Genomic DNA, 15,188 nt, shown 5'->3' on the forward strand with positions numbered 1-15,188 from the left:
GCTAGAGCCCCTTCAACAGAGCCTCGTCCACCTTGTCCAACGGTCGGGCACCGGTGTGCTGGATAATGTGCCTATAGGATTGGGCCGGATTCCAGATGGTGACTGCAGGTGCGCGCAACGCCTTGGGCGCGGTGCCGATTGAGTTGAGGTTTAACTTGCCCGGCCCGAGATTGCCCGCCACATGGATCGGTCCGGCGGGCGATTTGGTTTCCGCCTTACCCATCAGCACCAGCGCGAGCTTTTGGCTTTTCTTGGGATTCGCGCCCGGCCCGAAAAAATTGTGCATCACATTTCCGGTGGATCCCGCGCGCGCGCGCAAGCCGTAAACGCCCCAGCGATGAATCACGTTGTTGCGAAAATCAAAATTGCGCACGTCGTGCAGTTGCGGATTGCGCATCTCGTTACCGAGATACAAATTGTGATGCAGCGAAATGTTGTCGACGTTCGATATGAGCATCGCCTTCTTCGTGCCCGCGAGGATGCACCATGAAACCGTGATGTCGGCGGGCCGCTCTTTCGGCTTGTCGTAATCAATCGTAATGTCCAGCGCGCCATCGCCCGCAGCGGTGAGGGAGCAATGGTCGATCACAATCCGTCGGCACGCGCCCGCGATGCGGAGGCCGTCATCGGGCGATTTGCGAAACCGAATGAACCGCACAATAACATCGTGCGTCGCCTCAATCGCCACCGGCGCGCCGGTAATCGTAATTACCGCGTTGAGGCCATCAATCGTCACGTTCGGCTGTTTAATCACGAGCGTTTTCTTGAGCTTCACCGTGCCCGACTTGGCAAACACAATCCGCCGTCCGCCCTTCTGAATCGCCTCGCGCAACGTCCCCGGCCCCTTGTCCGCCAGCGAAGTCACCTTTACCACCGGGAACCGGTTGCCCCCCGCCGTGGCCCCGAACCCTTCGTAGCCCGCGCCCGTGGCACAACCCGCCGCCAACAGTCCACCGGCCGCGAAAATTATTCTGAGACGCTTCGTGGACATTCCAGACGTTATGCCGGCCAGTCTTCACGGGCAAGGAGGATTACAAATCGTGCAAATTGTACGTGTGCAATTTACGGTGCAAGGTGCGGCGGCTCATGCCGATTTTTTCGGCGGCTTGGGTGCGGTTGCCGTGGCAGTCTTTTAATGCGCGGATGATGAGCGCCTTTTCGGCGTCCTCCACAGTAAGATGTTTTTTGCCGAGCACGTCTTTGGATTCAGGATGCGATGCCCCCGATGATTCGCCGCGCACGCTCGGCGGCAAATCGCGCAGGCCGATCACGTCGCCCCGGCACAGCACCACCGCGTGCTCGATGGCGGTGCGCAGCTCGCGGACATTGCCCGGCCATGGATGATTCATCAGCGTCTCCACCGCATCGGGGTGCAACTCCGTGATGGCTTTGGCGTTTTCTTTGGCAAATTCTTCCAGAAACGCTTTGGCCAATAAAACAATGTCCGTGCCGCGATCGCGCAATGGCGGCAAATGCATTTCCACCACGCGGAGTCGAAAAAACAAATCCTCGCGAAAATCGCCCTTCGCCACTGCTTCTTCGAGGTTAAGATTAGTCGCGGCGATCAGCCGCACGTCAGCGGAAATGGTTTGGTTGGAACCAACGCGCTCGAAGGTGCGCTCGCCCAGAAAGCGCAGCAGCTTCACTTGGATGGCGGGATCAATCTCACCGATCTCATCCAGAAACAACGTGCCGCCATTGGCTTGTTCAAAGCGGCCAATGCGCCGCTCGTGCGCGCCAGTGAAGGCGCCTTTTTCGTGCCCAAACAATTCGCTTTCCAAAAGCGTTGGGGAGAGCGCGGCGCAATGGACGGTGACCATCGGTTGCTTGCCGCGCGGGCTGAGGTTGTGGATCGCTTTGGCGATGAGTTCCTTACCCGTGCCGCTTTCGCCGAGTACCAAAACACTCGCGCGCGCGGGGGCGACTTGTTGGACGACCTCAAAAATTTCCTGCATCACCGGCGATTGGCCGATGACATTTTCGATGCCAAACTTGGTGTCAATCTGCGAACGCAGATCACGGTTTTCTGATTCCAGTTGATTCGATCGCAACGCGCGCGCGATGCGCATTTCCAGCTCATCAATCTGCAACCGCCCCTTCGCGATGTAATCATCCGCGCCCTGCCGCATGGCGTCTACGGCCATTTCCTCGCTGCCGTAAGCCGTCATTAAAATGCAAATTGGCGGCTTGCTCAGTGATTTGGCGCGCTTGATTAAATCAAGCCCACCCACGCCCGGCATGCGCAAATCCGTGAGCAACACGTCAAAGGCATCCTCTTCCAGCAATCGCACCGCGCCCTCGCCATCTTCGGCAAGGTACACATCGTATCGATCTTCCAACGCCGCACGCAGCCCTTTCCGCGTGGGTTTCTCATCGTCGACAATTAGAACAGTGGGTTTAAGCATGGTTTTCTTCTTCGCCGCCCGTCAGCCGCAGCGGTTGTTGTTCGGTCAACGGAAACCACAAACGAAATGTCGTGCCTTCTCCAGTGTGGCTCTCGAGTTCGATGCGGCCTCCGTGTTCGCGCACGATCCGTTGCACGATCATCAGGCCAAGGCCGGTGCCTTTTTCTTTAGTGGTAAAATACGGCTGGAAAATGCGGTTGATTTTTTCCTGCGCAATGCCGCCGCCGGTGTCAGCCACGTGTACCCACACGCCCTCGGCATCGGCCAGCGTGGTGAGCGACAACGTGCCGCCGTGGGTCATCGCTTGGATGGCGTTCTTGACGAGGTTCACCAATGCCTGTTGCACCTGCCCGGCATCAAGCGGGGCGGTCGGTAGTTCGGTGGCGAAATTTTCTTCCAGCGTCACGCCGCGATTTTCAATTTCCGGGCCCATCACCGTGAGCGTGTCCATCACGATGTCATTGAGCGCCACCGGCTGGCGCTCCGGACGCGTGGGGCGGATGGCCTGTAAAAATTGGCTGATGATATAATCAAGCCGGTTGATTTCGCCTTTTGAAATATCGAGGAAACGATCGAGCTTGTTAACGGCCGCTGCAAAGTTTGCCTGCGCATCGGGGTCATCCGCGTCCGTGGCCTTCAGTTTTTTTACCTCGCGCTCCATCAACTGCAAATGAATGTGCAGCGCGTTGAGGGGATTCCCAATCTCGTGCGCCACGCTGGCCGCCAAAAGCGTGAGCGCCTCCACGCGTTCGCTTTCGATCACCTCGAATGTTTGCTGTTGCTGCTCCGTGGCGTCATTCACAATCACCGCCAATCCGCTCGAGCCTTCGCCCACCAATGCCGCGGTGTACACGCGCAGGAAACGCCGGATGGGATACGTCAATTCCAGCTCGTGCCGCGTGACGGTCAGGCTGTCACTCACCGCGCTGTTGCAGAGATCCGCCCAATCGAGCCCCGGCAAATAATCGACAATCGCGCGCCCCTCCGTTTCCGCCAGCGGCAAGCCCAGCAAATGCTCGGCTGATTGATTGTGCCACGAAATATGCGCCTTCGCGTCGAGCACCACCACGCCATCCTCGATGGTATCGAAGAGCGTCCCCAAAAAATCCCGCTCACGCGCCAAGCGTTGAACGACCGTTTGCAAACCATCGGCATCAAGTTGGTCAATTCGCCCGACGATTCGGTCAAAAAAGCTGTGTTTTTCAGTAGCCATCGTAGCCAGTGCCACATTGCCCCGTCCAAAGATAGAGTGAAATGCGTGCCAAAATGTCTCACAATGCGTCCGGTTTGGCGAGCGGAAAAGAGGCTCATTTTGGGTTGCGGATGTGAAGTCTTGACCGCGCCGCGTTTCCCTGTTGAATTTGCGCTTCACCAGATGAGTCAGAAAATTACTCCAATGAAATACACCTTCCGTTTTTTCGTGATGGCCGCTTTGGGCGGGTTGATGCTGCAATCCCAACCGGCGCAGGCCGCGCCAAAAAAGATTCTCGTGATCACTCAATCGCGCGGGTTCACTCACGGTGTAGTGCGGCGCAAGGGCGACGAACTTTGTGTGGTGGAAAAAACGCTCGCGAAGATTGGCGATGCGAGCGGCGTATTCACCACGGTGAATTCGCAGGACGCCATCAAGAGCATCACGCGCGAAAATCTCAAGCAGTACGATGGCATTTTCTTTTACACCACCGGCGTGCTGTTGCCCGCGGGCGATCCGCGCGAGGCGTTGATGGAATTCATCAAATCCGGCAAGGCCTTCGTAGGCACGCACAGCGCGGGCGACACTTTCCACGGCAAGAACGGTTTCACCAGTTACGTAAAAATGATTAACGGCAGTTTCGCCGGTCACCCGTGGGGCAGCGGCAGCACGAACGGATTTCTCAATCACGAGCCCAATCATCCCACCGTGGCCATGCTCGGCAAGTCGTTCATGTGGAAAGACGAAATTTATCAGTACAATAATTTCGACCCCAACGCCGTACGCGTGCTCTTCAGCCTGAACATGGCCAAAAGTAAACCGCAGATGCCCTATCACGTGCCCGTGTGCTGGGTGCGTAGCTACGGCAAGGGCCGCGTGTTCTTCACCAACCTCGGCCACAACGAATCCACGTGGAAAAACGAATCGTACCAAAAACATTTGGTGGAAGGCTTCAAGTGGGCGCTCAAAATCACCGACGGCCCTTCCGCGCCCAACCCCGAAGTGCAAGCCCAACAAAGTATCAACGCCTTCGCCCTCTTCGCCTCGCAAAAACTCAAGCTCGACCAAGCTGAGCTCGTGAAAAAAATGCAGGCCAAAGTCGGCGACGAAAAATTTATCACCCTCCTTCGCGAGAACAGCTGGAAAAGCCGCGGTCGCGACATGAAGCTCATCCAGGAAGTGCTGGATGCGCTGAAGTAGTCAGCGACTTCTTTTTCAAGACACGGATTTCTCAGATTACCACGGGAAAAAATTTGTGTGAATCCGTGGAATCCGTGTGAAAAATCCGACTACTCTTTCCGAGGTCGCCACGCATCGAATTTTTTGCAGAAGGCTTTGGTTTTGGAGGGTTGGAGGGCAGCGAGGTTTTTGATTTCAGCGGGAGGCATGCACGGTTAATATTGTGGGTAATGCCAAAACAGGGCCTTGCGATTGAGAGGGGCTTTGGGATTATTCAGGAGCAGACTAACGCTGCCGCCGCGTGCGTGGGCAAGCTCATTTCCGCCAAGAAGAAAACCCAAAGCAAAATCCGCAAAGGCAAATGGGTGTCCGGCTGCCTCCCGACTTGCAATCAGCGGGAATTTCCCCACACTGATCGGCCTTTCATGAGTAAGCACAAACAGGATTTGAATCGGCGCAATTTTATTGCTGCCGGGAGTTCGTTGGCCGCCATGGCTGCGATGATGCAGGCATTTGAGGCGCGGGCGCAGGAAAGCGAAGGCAAGGATTCCGCGCGGCGCACAAATGATTCCACGCCGCCGATCAAGATGGGCCTCATCGGCTACGGTCCGCACGGGCGCGAAATCGCGCGCAACTTGGCGCAGCTTCCAAGCGCGCCGCTGGTTGCCGTTAGTGATCATTATGGCGCAATGTTGCGCCGCTCCAAACGTGAGCATCCGAAGGCGGAAAGCTACGCAAATTATCAGGATTTATTGGCGGATAAAAATGTGGAGGGCGTGATTATTGCCACCGCGCCGCACGAGCACAAAGCCATCGTGCTCGCCGCGCTCAAGGCGGGGAAGCATGTTTACTGCGAAGCGCCGCTGGGTCACACGCTGGCGGATGCCCGCGCCATCGCCAAGGCGGCGGCCGACAAGCCGCAGCAAAATTTCCAGGCCGGCCTGCAGTTTCGCAGCGAGCCACAGCGGCATTTTATGTTCCCCTTCATGCGCTCGGGCGCGCTTGGCCGGGCGGTGCAGGCGCGCACGCAATGGCACAAGAAAACCAGTTGGCGCCGCGTGTCGCCCAATGCCGCGCGCGAGAAGGCGATTAACTGGCGTCTGAACAAACAGATTTCGCCGGGGCTCGCTGGCGAAGTGGGAATGCATCAGGTAGATTTGGTTAATTATTTTCTCAACCTCAAACCCGTGGCCGTGAGTGGCATTGGCAGCACCATCCAATGGCGCGATGGTCGGCAAGTTCCTGATACGGTTAATCTAATGTTTGAATATGAAAATGGATTTTCACTGACGCAGGAGCTGACGCTTTCAAATTCCTTCGATGGCGAATACGAGGTGATGCACGGCACCAACAGCGCGGTGATGCTGCGCGGCTCGCAGGCGTGGATGTACAAAGAAGCTGACGCGCCGTTGATTGGCTGGGAGGTGTACGCGCGCAAAGAGGCGCACTACGGTAAGCCGGGCGTGGTGCTCGCGGCCGGAGCCACGACGCTGGGCAAGGGCGGTAAGAAACTTTATCAGGAATCGGCCTTCACGCAGACGCCAATTTTTTACAGCCTCGAGGCATTTGCTTATAATTGCCATCAGGTGAAAACTACCGTGGCCGATCTCATCGATACCTTTGGCGAGGTGGACAACGAGACGGTGGTGGAATTTTTGAAGGAACAACTCGCCGGCACCAACAGCCTGTTGCCCGCAGCGGGTTCCGTTGAAGGCTACCAAGCAAACGTGATCGCACTGAAAGCCAACGAAGCCGTGAACACCCGTAAGCGGGTGGAAATCACCGCCGCCGATTTAGCAATATAATTCAAAACAATATGATGAAAAATATAATAATCCTATTTATTATGATCCTTGCGCTACCCGCAGTCGCGGAGACATACAAATCCAAATTCGGCAGTAGCCTGAAGCTTGATGGCGATTCCAGCGTGCACAAGTGGAAAGTGGAAAGCAAACTCATTGGCGGCACCATCGATGTTAACGGCGCCGCGCTCGGCAAGCCCGGCAAGCTTAAAGCCAAGGCGACGGTGTTCATCCCCGTGCGCTCGCTCAAGAGCGGCAAAAAACGGATGGACGAAGTGATGCACGCGGCGATGAACGCGAAGCAGTATTCGAAGATTGAGTTCACTCTCAGCGAGGTCACCGTGAAAGCCGCCAAAGGCACGCTCAGCCAATGCGACAGCAAAGGCACGTTGAAAATCAACGGCAAGACTCAGCCCATCAGCATGCCGATCACCGTATCGCGCGCTGGCGACAAACTTACCGTCAAAGGTAGCATCACTGTGAAGATGACCGACTATGGCATCAAGCCCCCCTCGCCTAAATTGCCCAGTGGGAACATTGTCACCAAAGACGAAGTGAAGATTACCTTCTCGTGGGTCACCGGCAAGTGAGCGACGGCCATATCAAGCCGCTGCATCCATGGTACACCCGCCTCTATCGGCTGGGGCGTTTGGATTATTTGAAAATCCTTCGCACCCACGGCGCCCCCGCGCAGGTGGCCCGCGGCGTGGGTTACGGCATTTTTGTGGAGTTGATTTTTTTCCCCACGTTGGGTCTGGGTTTTTTTCTGATTTATCCGCTCAATAAATATCTCAAAGGCCACCTGGCCGCTTCCATCGCCGGCTTTGTGTTTGCAAAATTATTTGCGTTCCTGACCATTGCGCCCAGCTTCATCCTCGGCAGCAAAATACTCAAGCTACCGGATTTTGGCGCAAAATTTATGGCTGACGACAAGCTCAAGCCGTTGGGTGAAGTTTGGGTAACGGTGAAACAACTCTTCAGTTCCGGTGAGCTCTTCCAGGCCCTCGCCGGCTGGGCTACCGGCGCGGCGGTGTTTGGCGTAGTGCTCGGTGCCATCGGATTCTTCTTCACGTTAATTGGCCTTAAAAAATACCAAGCCCACCGTAAAGAACGCCGCGAAGAAGTGCTGCGCGAAAAAGAAGCTGCGTAGGCGTAGTTACCCAATCACATCGCGAATCACTTCGCCGCCGACGTCGGTTAGGCGGAAGTCGCGCCCGTTGTAGCGGTACGTTAGTTTTTCGTGATTCATTCCCATCAGGTGCAGCATCGTGGCGTGGAGGTCGTTGACGTGGCATTTGTTGACGGCGGCTTTGTGGCCGACTTCGTCGGTTTCGCCGTAGCTCACGCCGCCTTTCACGCCGCCGCCGGCGAGCCAGTACGTGAAGGCGTGCGGATTATGGTCGCGACCGGGCTTGCCGGATTTTTGCGCCACCGGCAGTCGGCCAAATTCGCCGCCCCATACGATGAGCGTTTCGTCGAGCAACCCGCGCTGGGCGAGGTCAGCCAGCAAACCGGCGATCGGCTTGTCGGTTTCGCCGGCAAACTGCGTGTGGTTTCCGGCGATATCGCTGTGGCCGTCCCAACTGCGTTGGTTTTCCATGCCGCCGCTATAAATTTGAATGAACCTCACGCCGCGCTCGACCATCCGCCGCGCGGTTAAACATTGCGCGGCGAAGTGTTTGCACTTGGCGTCGTCCATCCCGTACAGCGCGCGAATGTGCGCGGGTTCTTTGTCCACCGCCAAGGCCTCGGGCGCGGCGCTTTGCATTCGGTAAGCCAGTTCGAAACTTTCGATGCGCGCGGCGAGTTCTTCTTCAAAGGGATTGTCCGCGAGGTGCTTTTGATTGAGCGTCTTCAACAAATCCAATTGCCGCCGCTGTTGCGTAGCGTTCATTTCTTTCGGACGCTTGAGATTGTCAATTGGCTCGCCGGTAGGGCGGAAGTGCGTGCCTTGATAAACGCTTGGCAAAAAGCCCGCGCCCCAGTTGGCCGCGTGGCCTTTGGGCAAGCCGCGTCCTTTTGGGTCACTCATCGCCACGAACGCGGGCAAACTGTCGCTTTCGCTGCCGAGTCCGTAGGTCATCCACGAACCCACACACGGATACCCCATGCGCGGCAGCCCGCAGTTCATCGCAAAGAGCGCCGGCGAATGGTTATTGCTCTCGGTGTGGCCAGAGTGAATGAATGCCATTTTGTCCACGTGCTGCGAGAGGTTTGGAAAAATCGATGATACATGCTTGCCGCACTGGCCGTGTTGTTGGAAATCAAACGGGCTTTTCATCAGGCCGCCCACCGCGTTGGAGAAAAATCCGGTGAACTTGTCAAACCCCTCCAGTGCCTGCCCGTCATGCCGCGCCAATGCCGGCTTGTAATCCCACGTATCCACGTGGCTTGGTCCGCCATTGATGAACAACCAAATCACTGCCTTCGCTTTGGTTTTGAAATGCGGGCGACGGGCGGCCAATGGATTGTTGGCGGCGAGCCCTTCTCGTTGGAGCAGGCTGGCTAGGCCCAGCGAGCCGATGCCCATCCCAGCTTGCTTGAGCATTTGGCGGCGGGTTAGTTGGATTGGATTGTCCATTTTTTATCGCACGTAAATTAATTCGTTTAACCCAAACAACACTTGCGCCATATCGGCGAAGGCAAGTTTTCGGGCGTTGTTTTGTTTGGCTATTTTATAAGAATTTTCCTGGGCGGCGATGAAGGCAGAAATAGTTTTTATCTCGGTTGCGGTGGGTTTGCGGCCGATGACAGTTTGGTACCCGAGGCTTACGGCGGAGGCGTTGTTCGGCTGTTTTTCGAATTGCGCGGCCAAGGCGAGGGCGGCTTCGCGGACTTGGGCGTTGTTCATAAACATCAGCGCTTGCGGGGCGATGATGGTGGCGGGGCGGTTACCTTGGCTGACAAGGGGCTCAGGCGAATCGAAGAGCTGCATCGAGGGAATGAGTTTGCTGCGTTTGATCATGAAATAAATGCTGCGGCGTTTCATGCGCTCGTCGAGGGTGCCGGGGCCGTGCATTTGCGTGTCAAGCAGTCCGCTGACTTGGAGGAGGCTGTCGCGGATGACTTCGGCTTCGAGGCGGCGCGGGGTACGGCGCCAGTGGAGTTTGTTTTGCGGGTCGGCTTTTATTTTAGCGGGATCAAAGGCGGCGCTTTGGCGATAGGTGGCGCTCATCACGATTTGTTTATGGAGCGGCTTGAGCCGCCAACCGTTGGCGATGAGTTCGCTGGCGAGCCAGTCGAGCAACGCCGGATGCGTCGGTTCTTCGCCTTGCAGTCCGAAATCGTTGGGCGTGCTGACGATGCCGTGGCCGAGGTGGTGTTGCCAAAGGCGGTTGGCCATCACGCGCGCGAGCAAATGGCCGGCGCCGTGTTGGGTGTCGGTCATCCAATTGGCGAGCGCACGACGGCGGAAACTGGTGCGCGCATTTTTGGGCACAGGGATTTGCCACGCAGTTTCGTCTTTGCCGCCGCGCATCAGCACTTGCATAAATCCCTGCGAGGCCGCGCCTTGTTTTTGATTGGGGTCGCCGCGTTTTAGGAAGTAGGTTTCCTTGTAAAAATGCGGGAAGCCGCGGCCGTCGGCGTGGTGTTTGGTGGGCTTGAAGCCTTCGCTGGTGACTTGTACTTTGGTGAGCTTCGGCTTGGGTTTGGCGGCAAGATGGGTTTGGACTTGGGCGTTGAGTTTCGCCCATTCGGGGTCTTGCGAGCGGAAAATTTTCAGCAACTCCGTGCGTTGTTTGGCGTTGAGTTTTTCCGCATCGCCAGCTTTGCGCAGTGTTTCCAAAAGTGTGGCGAGCGAGGCCGCGCGGGTGTTACCTTTGATGGCGACGGGCTTGGGCGCGGAGGTGACGGCGAGGCGCGGACGGCCAATGGTGTGACTGGTGTTCACGAAGAAATCCATCTCGATGGTCAGCACCGTGCCGCCCTCGAAACCCACAGGCTCCGCAAATTCAAACACCGCTGCTTGTTCCTTGCCGATGCCGCCAACGTCGACTGCCCAACCGGTTTTCCGTTTGTCGCTATCAATGGAACTGGCCACGGACAAGTCTCCTGTATTTTGCTGATGGGTGGCCTTCGGGTTCACCAGTTTCACTGACTGCCGTTGGCCGCCTTTTTTGGGCGCGACAAATACGCGAATGTCGCTTAACGCGATGTTCCCATTGCTGGCGCGGCCGGGGCCGTTGCGTTTCATAGTGGGATGGGTCAGCGCTTCGATGCGGAGGGCATTTAGTCCAGTGGTCTGGATTTCCGCGGTAAGCTCCCATCGGTCGGTGGCGGGATTTTTCCCGCTTAACAGGAATGAGCCGTCGGCTTGTTGGGTGAAGGTTGCGCCGTCGAGTGACTTGGGCCGGAGATGGTCGAGGATCATCCAGTCGAAATTTGCCGCAGTGTTCTTCGGCGGATTTTTTGCCCATGCGGTGAAGCGTTTGGGGAGTTCGTTTTTCTCAAAATTCGCCAGTGCGGCGGCGAGTGGGGCGTGTGCTTTTTCCCAATTGGCCTGAGCGACGGTGGTTTCGGTGGAATCGATTTCCAAATCGATCTCGCTGCGGATGGTGGTGGCGAAGGTGTTAATGAAGCGGTAGTAATCGCGGGTGGGGATGGGGTCGAACTTGTGATCGTGGCAGCGGGCGCAGCCGATGGTGAGCCCGAGCATCGCGGTGCCGGTGGTGTTGGCCATATCGTCGAGCTCATCGTAGCGGGCGGATTCAAATTCTTTTTCGGTGAGCTGCGTGGGGAAGACGCCCGCGCCAAGGAAGCCGGTGGCCATCATCGCGAGTGGGTCGTCTGGCGCAAATTCATCGCCGGCGATTTGCCATTTTACAAATTGGTCGTAAGGCATATCGGCGTTGAGTGCTTTGATGACGAAATCGCGATAATGATAAGCGTGTGGCCGATTGTAATCCTGCTCGAAGCCGTGGCTCTCAGCAAAGCGAGCGATGTCGAGCCAATGGCGGCCCCAGCGTTCGCCGTAATGTTTGGAGGCGAGCAGTTGGTCAACGATTTTTTCCAATGCGGAATTCGGATTGTGGTTTGCGGATTTGACGAATGCGTTGACTTCCGCCGGTGTGGGCGGGAGGCCGATGAGGTCGAAGTACACACGGCGGATTAGCACGCGTGAATTGGCGGGGCCGTTGGGAGTGATTTTCGCCGCCTCCAGTTTGCGCAAAACAAACTGGTCGATTTCGTTGTTCGTCCATGTTTTGTTTTTGACCGTGGGCGCTTTTGGTTTTGTTAGGGGGAGAAACGACCAAAATTTTCGGTCGTCGTCAGTGACTTGCATTCCTTGTTTGGGGCCGGTCTTGGCAATGAGCGGTTGGTCGTAAGGCGCGCCGAGGTCAATCCACTGTGCAATTTTTTGGATGGCAGTGTCCGGCAGCTTCGGATTTTTGGCCGGCATATGCGGTTTCTCGAGATGGGAAATCAGGCGAATGAGGAGGCTCTCCATGGATTTGCCCGGCACAACGATGACACCTTCGTCACCGCCCTTGAGCAAGCTCGCACGTGTGGTGAGATCCAGTCCGCCGCGTGTTTTGTCGCCTCCGTGGCATTTTACGCAGTGCTGTTTGAGCACCGCACGCACGTCGCTTTTAAAGAGTGCAAGCCCGCGGGCCATTTCCGCCGCGTGTTTTTCTGAAACTGGCGGTGCGGCGGCTACTTGAAAAGCCAACATCGCGCCAAAGCAAATCCACCGTGTCATCGGTGAATTATGACGTGGGTGCGGCAGGATTCAATCAAAAGCGTTTTGTCATATACCGGAGGTTTGGATTAGCGATGCGGGTTTTCATACCACACCACTGCGTTGATTTCACGTTCCTCGCAGGTGAGCAGGTCGAGGTCACCATCGCCGTCGAGGTCGAGCATTTCGATCCGGTCGTACTTCACCCCCTTCGGCCCGCCGATGTCGTGGTCGATCCATTGTTCTTCTTTTAGTTTGAGGTAAAAAACTCCGCTTTTTTTACCGTGCGCCAGTTCACAGGTGACCACAATTTCCGGAAGCCCATCGCCATCCAAATCCGCCGCACGCGCCGCTTTGGAGGTTCCATATTTTTCTGATGGATAAATAATTTTCTCGGATTGCCACGGCCGCCGAACATCCCGTCCGGGTCGAAGCACATAGATTTGGTTGGGGCGTGCTGCGGCGTAAATTGTTTTGTCCTTTGAGATGGAAATAAACATGGCCTCCTTTCCATCAACCCCGATGCGGTGCGCGGCCCAACGGCGAATGGGATCGGCCCGCATCGGTTTGAGGCCGGGATTTTCTAGCCACAAGATTCCGGAAGTTTTGCCTTTGCGGTCGGAAGCGAGCACGTCGAGGTCGCCATCGCCGTCGATGTCATAGTTGATCAACGACATAATCCAGCCGGCATCGTACCAGCGATGGAATTGCCACGCCTTCATGTCGCGCGGGTTTTTTGGCGAACGCAGCCAACCGATGGAGGCCCCCGCACCTTTGGAGCCGAGCACGAGGTCGATGCCGCCGCCATTGATTTGCAGTGGCAGCGCAAACATCCATGATTGTTTGTTCCGCGTGGCGGGGACGATCTCCGTGCGCCAGGGCAGCACCTCCCGCTGAGGATCGTTCGCGGGTGACCAGTGAAAATATACCGAGCGCGTGCGGCCTTCGCAGCAGCTAACCACATCGGCATCGCCGTCGCCGTCAAGATCAGCAAACAAAGCATCTTCGGGCGAGCTTACTCTGCCCACCTCGAGGCGCGGCCAAGGTTGTTTTGTTTTGGCCTTGCCGGGATGGAAATACGCCCGCACCACCCCGCCTTCTTCCCAACCGGTGGCGATGTCCGGCCGGCCGTCCCGATTAACATCCATAAGCCGAACGCCATCGGGGCCGCGTGAGGTGTTATCGATGAGGTGCTGTTTCCAGAGGGCTGCGGAAGACATGCCGGCGCCCATAAACAGGCAAATCAACGAGAGCACCTTCGCCAGAGAAATGGCATTCATCCCGGCGAGTGAACCATGTCGGATCAGGAATGGCCAATGGAATTCATTGGAATCTCCCCAAAAAAGCGGAGTCAGTAATGTTCAGTTTGGCTCGACTTGGCATGGGGCACGCTGGGGGCAGGAATCATGCCACAAATATTAATTATATTATAAAAAACGATTGCGGGTCGATCGGTTTGTGTTAATTTTGGGTAACCCCAAATGGTTACAAAATCATGAAAAAACTCATTACCCCCCTGCTGTCGGCCGCCATTATTTTTGGCGGGTTATTCATCAGTACATCGGCACACGCGGATGACGAAAAGTCAGCCGCGGAAAAACCGGCCAAAAAGAAACGGGAATTCCTTCCGTTCCGCGGCCAAATTAAAGCTGTGGATGTCGAGGAAAACACCATCTCGTTGAACGCCGCGAAAGGCAAACCGGATCGCGTGTTCGGGTTGGCGAAGGATGCGAAGCTGACGTTGGATGGCAAAAAAGCGAAATTGGCGGAAATCAAAGCAGGGATGTATGTGGGTGGCAGCTATAAGCGCATCTCCGAGACCAAAACCGAAGCGCGTACGGTGAACGTTCACACAAAAAAGCCGGAGAGAAAAAAGAAACCAAAGAAAAGTGAAGACAAGAAATAGGTTTCAATTTCAAACACGCCGGTCCGTTGTGGGCCGGTTTTTTTTATGTCTTTATGCCCGTGGATGAAACTGATCGTGCACATCGCGCAGGCGTTCACCGGCGACGTGCGTGTAGATTTCCGTGGTGCTGATGCTGGCGTGGCCGAGGAGTTCTTGAATGACGCGCAAGTCCGCGCCGCGTTCGAGCAAATGTGTGGCAAAACTGTGGCGCAGCATATGCGGGGTGACGTTGCGTTTGATGCCCGCGCGCGCGGTGCGCGCTTTGATGCGGGCCCACATCGTGGATTGCGCAAACGCAGTGCCACGTTGGGTGAGAAATACATTGGCAGGCGAGCGTGGCGAAAGCAGTTTTGGTCGGCCGCTCTCGAGATAGTGCGTGAGGGCGGTGACGGCGTGCTCGCCCATTGGCACGACGCGTTCCTTGTTGCCTTTGCCGATGACAGTGACGAAGCCTTCCTTGAGGTGCAATTGTTCGAGCCGCAGCCCGCGCAGTTCGGCTAGACGCAAGCCCGAAGCGTAGGCGAGCTCGAGGATGGCGGTGGTGCAGAGATCGGTGGGCGTGGTTTCGGTTGGTGGGGTGAGGAGTTTTTCGATTTCGAGATCCGACAGCGCTTTGGGCAAGCGCTTCCAACGGCGCGGCAAGGTGAGGTTTTCCGCGATGTTCAATAAAACAATTTGTTCTTCAGCGGCGAATTTATAAAACGCCCGCAGCGCGGAGATTTGGAGGTAAATGGAATCGGGACTGAGTTGTTCGTCCTGCGTTGGGGTATTGCCTTCGGGTTTGCGGCGGCGTTCGTGCTGGAGAAATTGCGTGAGATGCTTGCGGGTGACTGATTCCCAATCGGCAATGCCCTGCCCCGCGGCCCAGTTGCAGAAGCGGTTTAACAGCGCGGCGTAGGTTTTCTGCGTTGATTCCGCCTGCCCTTTTTCGTGTCGGACATGCTGCAAAAAATCTTCAATGGCGGCGTGCATTTCAAAACAGATCGAAATTTTAACAGGGATGCTCAAGACATTCAGGAAAACT

At 56.3% G+C, this 15,188-nt stretch carries 12 protein-coding genes; 5 read left to right on the plus strand and 7 right to left on the minus strand.

The window, feature by feature from the left end:
* Position 1: 1 nt before the first annotated feature.
* From H8E27_01030 to H8E27_01040, 3 genes are read right to left on the minus strand one after another with little or no spacing between them, the layout of a single operon-like run.
* Positions 2 to 991: a hypothetical protein gene (locus H8E27_01030; GenBank protein MBC8324200.1), complete on the minus strand. Its 990-nt coding sequence runs from the start codon at positions 989 to 991 to the stop codon at positions 2 to 4.
* Between the two features lie 40 nt (positions 992 to 1,031).
* Complete coding sequence (locus H8E27_01035) at positions 1,032 to 2,405, minus strand: sigma-54-dependent Fis family transcriptional regulator (GenBank protein MBC8324201.1); 1,374 nt, start codon at positions 2,403 to 2,405, stop codon at positions 1,032 to 1,034.
* Complete coding sequence (locus tag H8E27_01040; GenBank protein ID MBC8324202.1) at positions 2,398 to 3,618, minus strand: PAS domain-containing protein; 1,221 nt, start codon at positions 3,616 to 3,618, stop codon at positions 2,398 to 2,400. The genes H8E27_01035 and H8E27_01040 overlap by 8 nt, the downstream gene beginning before the upstream one ends.
* 183 nt (positions 3,619 to 3,801) lie before the next feature.
* On the opposite strand from H8E27_01040, the gene H8E27_01045 reads away from it, so the two are divergent.
* The 4 genes from H8E27_01045 to H8E27_01060 all read left to right on the plus strand — a co-directional run bounded on the left by H8E27_01045 (position 3,802) and on the right by H8E27_01060 (position 7,728).
* The gene (locus H8E27_01045) at positions 3,802 to 4,797 is read left to right on the plus strand and encodes a ThuA domain-containing protein (GenBank protein ID MBC8324203.1); all 996 of its coding nucleotides are present in this window, start codon (positions 3,802 to 3,804) and stop codon (positions 4,795 to 4,797) included.
* 209 nt (positions 4,798 to 5,006) lie between these two features.
* Entirely contained in the window at positions 5,007 to 6,581 is a 1,575-nt protein-coding gene (locus tag H8E27_01050) for a Gfo/Idh/MocA family oxidoreductase (GenBank protein ID MBC8324204.1), read from the plus strand.
* Between the two features lie 41 nt (positions 6,582 to 6,622).
* Entirely contained in the window at positions 6,623 to 7,168 is a 546-nt protein-coding gene (locus tag H8E27_01055) for a YceI family protein (GenBank protein MBC8324205.1), read from the plus strand.
* Positions 7,150 to 7,728, plus strand: a complete 579-nt coding sequence (locus H8E27_01060; protein MBC8324206.1) for a DUF2062 domain-containing protein — start codon at positions 7,150 to 7,152, stop codon at positions 7,726 to 7,728. The genes H8E27_01055 and H8E27_01060 overlap by 19 nt, the downstream gene beginning before the upstream one ends.
* A 6-nt stretch (positions 7,729 to 7,734) precedes the next feature.
* On the opposite strand, the gene H8E27_01065 is transcribed toward H8E27_01060, so the two are convergent.
* The 3 genes from H8E27_01065 to H8E27_01075 all read right to left on the minus strand — a co-directional run bounded on the left by H8E27_01065 (position 7,735) and on the right by H8E27_01075 (position 13,538).
* Positions 7,735 to 9,159 (minus strand): DUF1501 domain-containing protein, encoded by a 1,425-nt coding sequence (locus H8E27_01065; GenBank protein ID MBC8324207.1) that lies wholly within the window; start codon positions 9,157 to 9,159, stop codon positions 7,735 to 7,737.
* Positions 9,160 to 9,162: 3 nt separating this feature from the next.
* Complete coding sequence (locus H8E27_01070; GenBank protein MBC8324208.1) at positions 9,163 to 12,279, minus strand: PSD1 domain-containing protein; 3,117 nt, start codon at positions 12,277 to 12,279, stop codon at positions 9,163 to 9,165.
* A 68-nt stretch (positions 12,280 to 12,347) separates the two neighbouring features.
* The gene (locus H8E27_01075) at positions 12,348 to 13,538 is read right to left on the minus strand and encodes a VCBS repeat-containing protein (protein MBC8324209.1); all 1,191 of its coding nucleotides are present in this window, start codon (positions 13,536 to 13,538) and stop codon (positions 12,348 to 12,350) included.
* A gap of 215 nt (positions 13,539 to 13,753) precedes the next feature.
* Here H8E27_01075 and H8E27_01080 point away from each other — a divergent pair, with 215 nt between their 5' ends.
* Complete coding sequence (locus H8E27_01080) at positions 13,754 to 14,164, plus strand: hypothetical protein (protein ID MBC8324210.1); 411 nt, start codon at positions 13,754 to 13,756, stop codon at positions 14,162 to 14,164.
* Positions 14,165 to 14,215: 51 nt separating this feature from the next.
* Here H8E27_01080 and H8E27_01085 read toward each other — a convergent pair whose 3' ends face one another.
* On the minus strand, positions 14,216 to 15,136 hold the full coding sequence (locus H8E27_01085; GenBank protein ID MBC8324211.1) for a tyrosine recombinase: 921 nt from the start codon (positions 15,134 to 15,136) through the stop codon (positions 14,216 to 14,218).
* Between the last annotated feature and the right edge of the window lie 52 nt (positions 15,137 to 15,188).

It is taken from the genome of Limisphaerales bacterium (genome assembly GCA_014382585.1).
Classification (GTDB): domain Bacteria; phylum Verrucomicrobiota; class Verrucomicrobiia; order Limisphaerales; family UBA1100; genus JACNJL01.

Coding starts and splice junctions, on each gene's coding strand:
- H8E27_01030 (MBC8324200.1), bottom strand. CDS start 991: ATGTCCACGAAGCGTCTCAGAATAATTTTCGCGGCCGGTGGACTGTTG.
- H8E27_01035 (MBC8324201.1), bottom strand. CDS start 2,405: ATGCTTAAACCCACTGTTCTAATTGTCGACGATGAGAAACCCACGCGG.
- H8E27_01040 (MBC8324202.1), bottom strand. CDS start 3,618: ATGGCTACTGAAAAACACAGCTTTTTTGACCGAATCGTCGGGCGAATT.
- H8E27_01045 (MBC8324203.1), top strand. CDS start 3,802: ATGAAATACACCTTCCGTTTTTTCGTGATGGCCGCTTTGGGCGGGTTG.
- H8E27_01050 (MBC8324204.1), top strand. CDS start 5,007: ATGCCAAAACAGGGCCTTGCGATTGAGAGGGGCTTTGGGATTATTCAG.
- H8E27_01055 (MBC8324205.1), top strand. CDS start 6,623: ATGATCCTTGCGCTACCCGCAGTCGCGGAGACATACAAATCCAAATTC.
- H8E27_01065 (MBC8324207.1), bottom strand. CDS start 9,159: ATGGACAATCCAATCCAACTAACCCGCCGCCAAATGCTCAAGCAAGCT.
- H8E27_01070 (MBC8324208.1), bottom strand. CDS start 12,279: ATGACACGGTGGATTTGCTTTGGCGCGATGTTGGCTTTTCAAGTAGCC.
- H8E27_01075 (MBC8324209.1), bottom strand. CDS start 13,538: ATGAATGCCATTTCTCTGGCGAAGGTGCTCTCGTTGATTTGCCTGTTT.
- H8E27_01080 (MBC8324210.1), top strand. CDS start 13,754: ATGAAAAAACTCATTACCCCCCTGCTGTCGGCCGCCATTATTTTTGGC.
- H8E27_01085 (MBC8324211.1), bottom strand. CDS start 15,136: ATGCACGCCGCCATTGAAGATTTTTTGCAGCATGTCCGACACGAAAAA.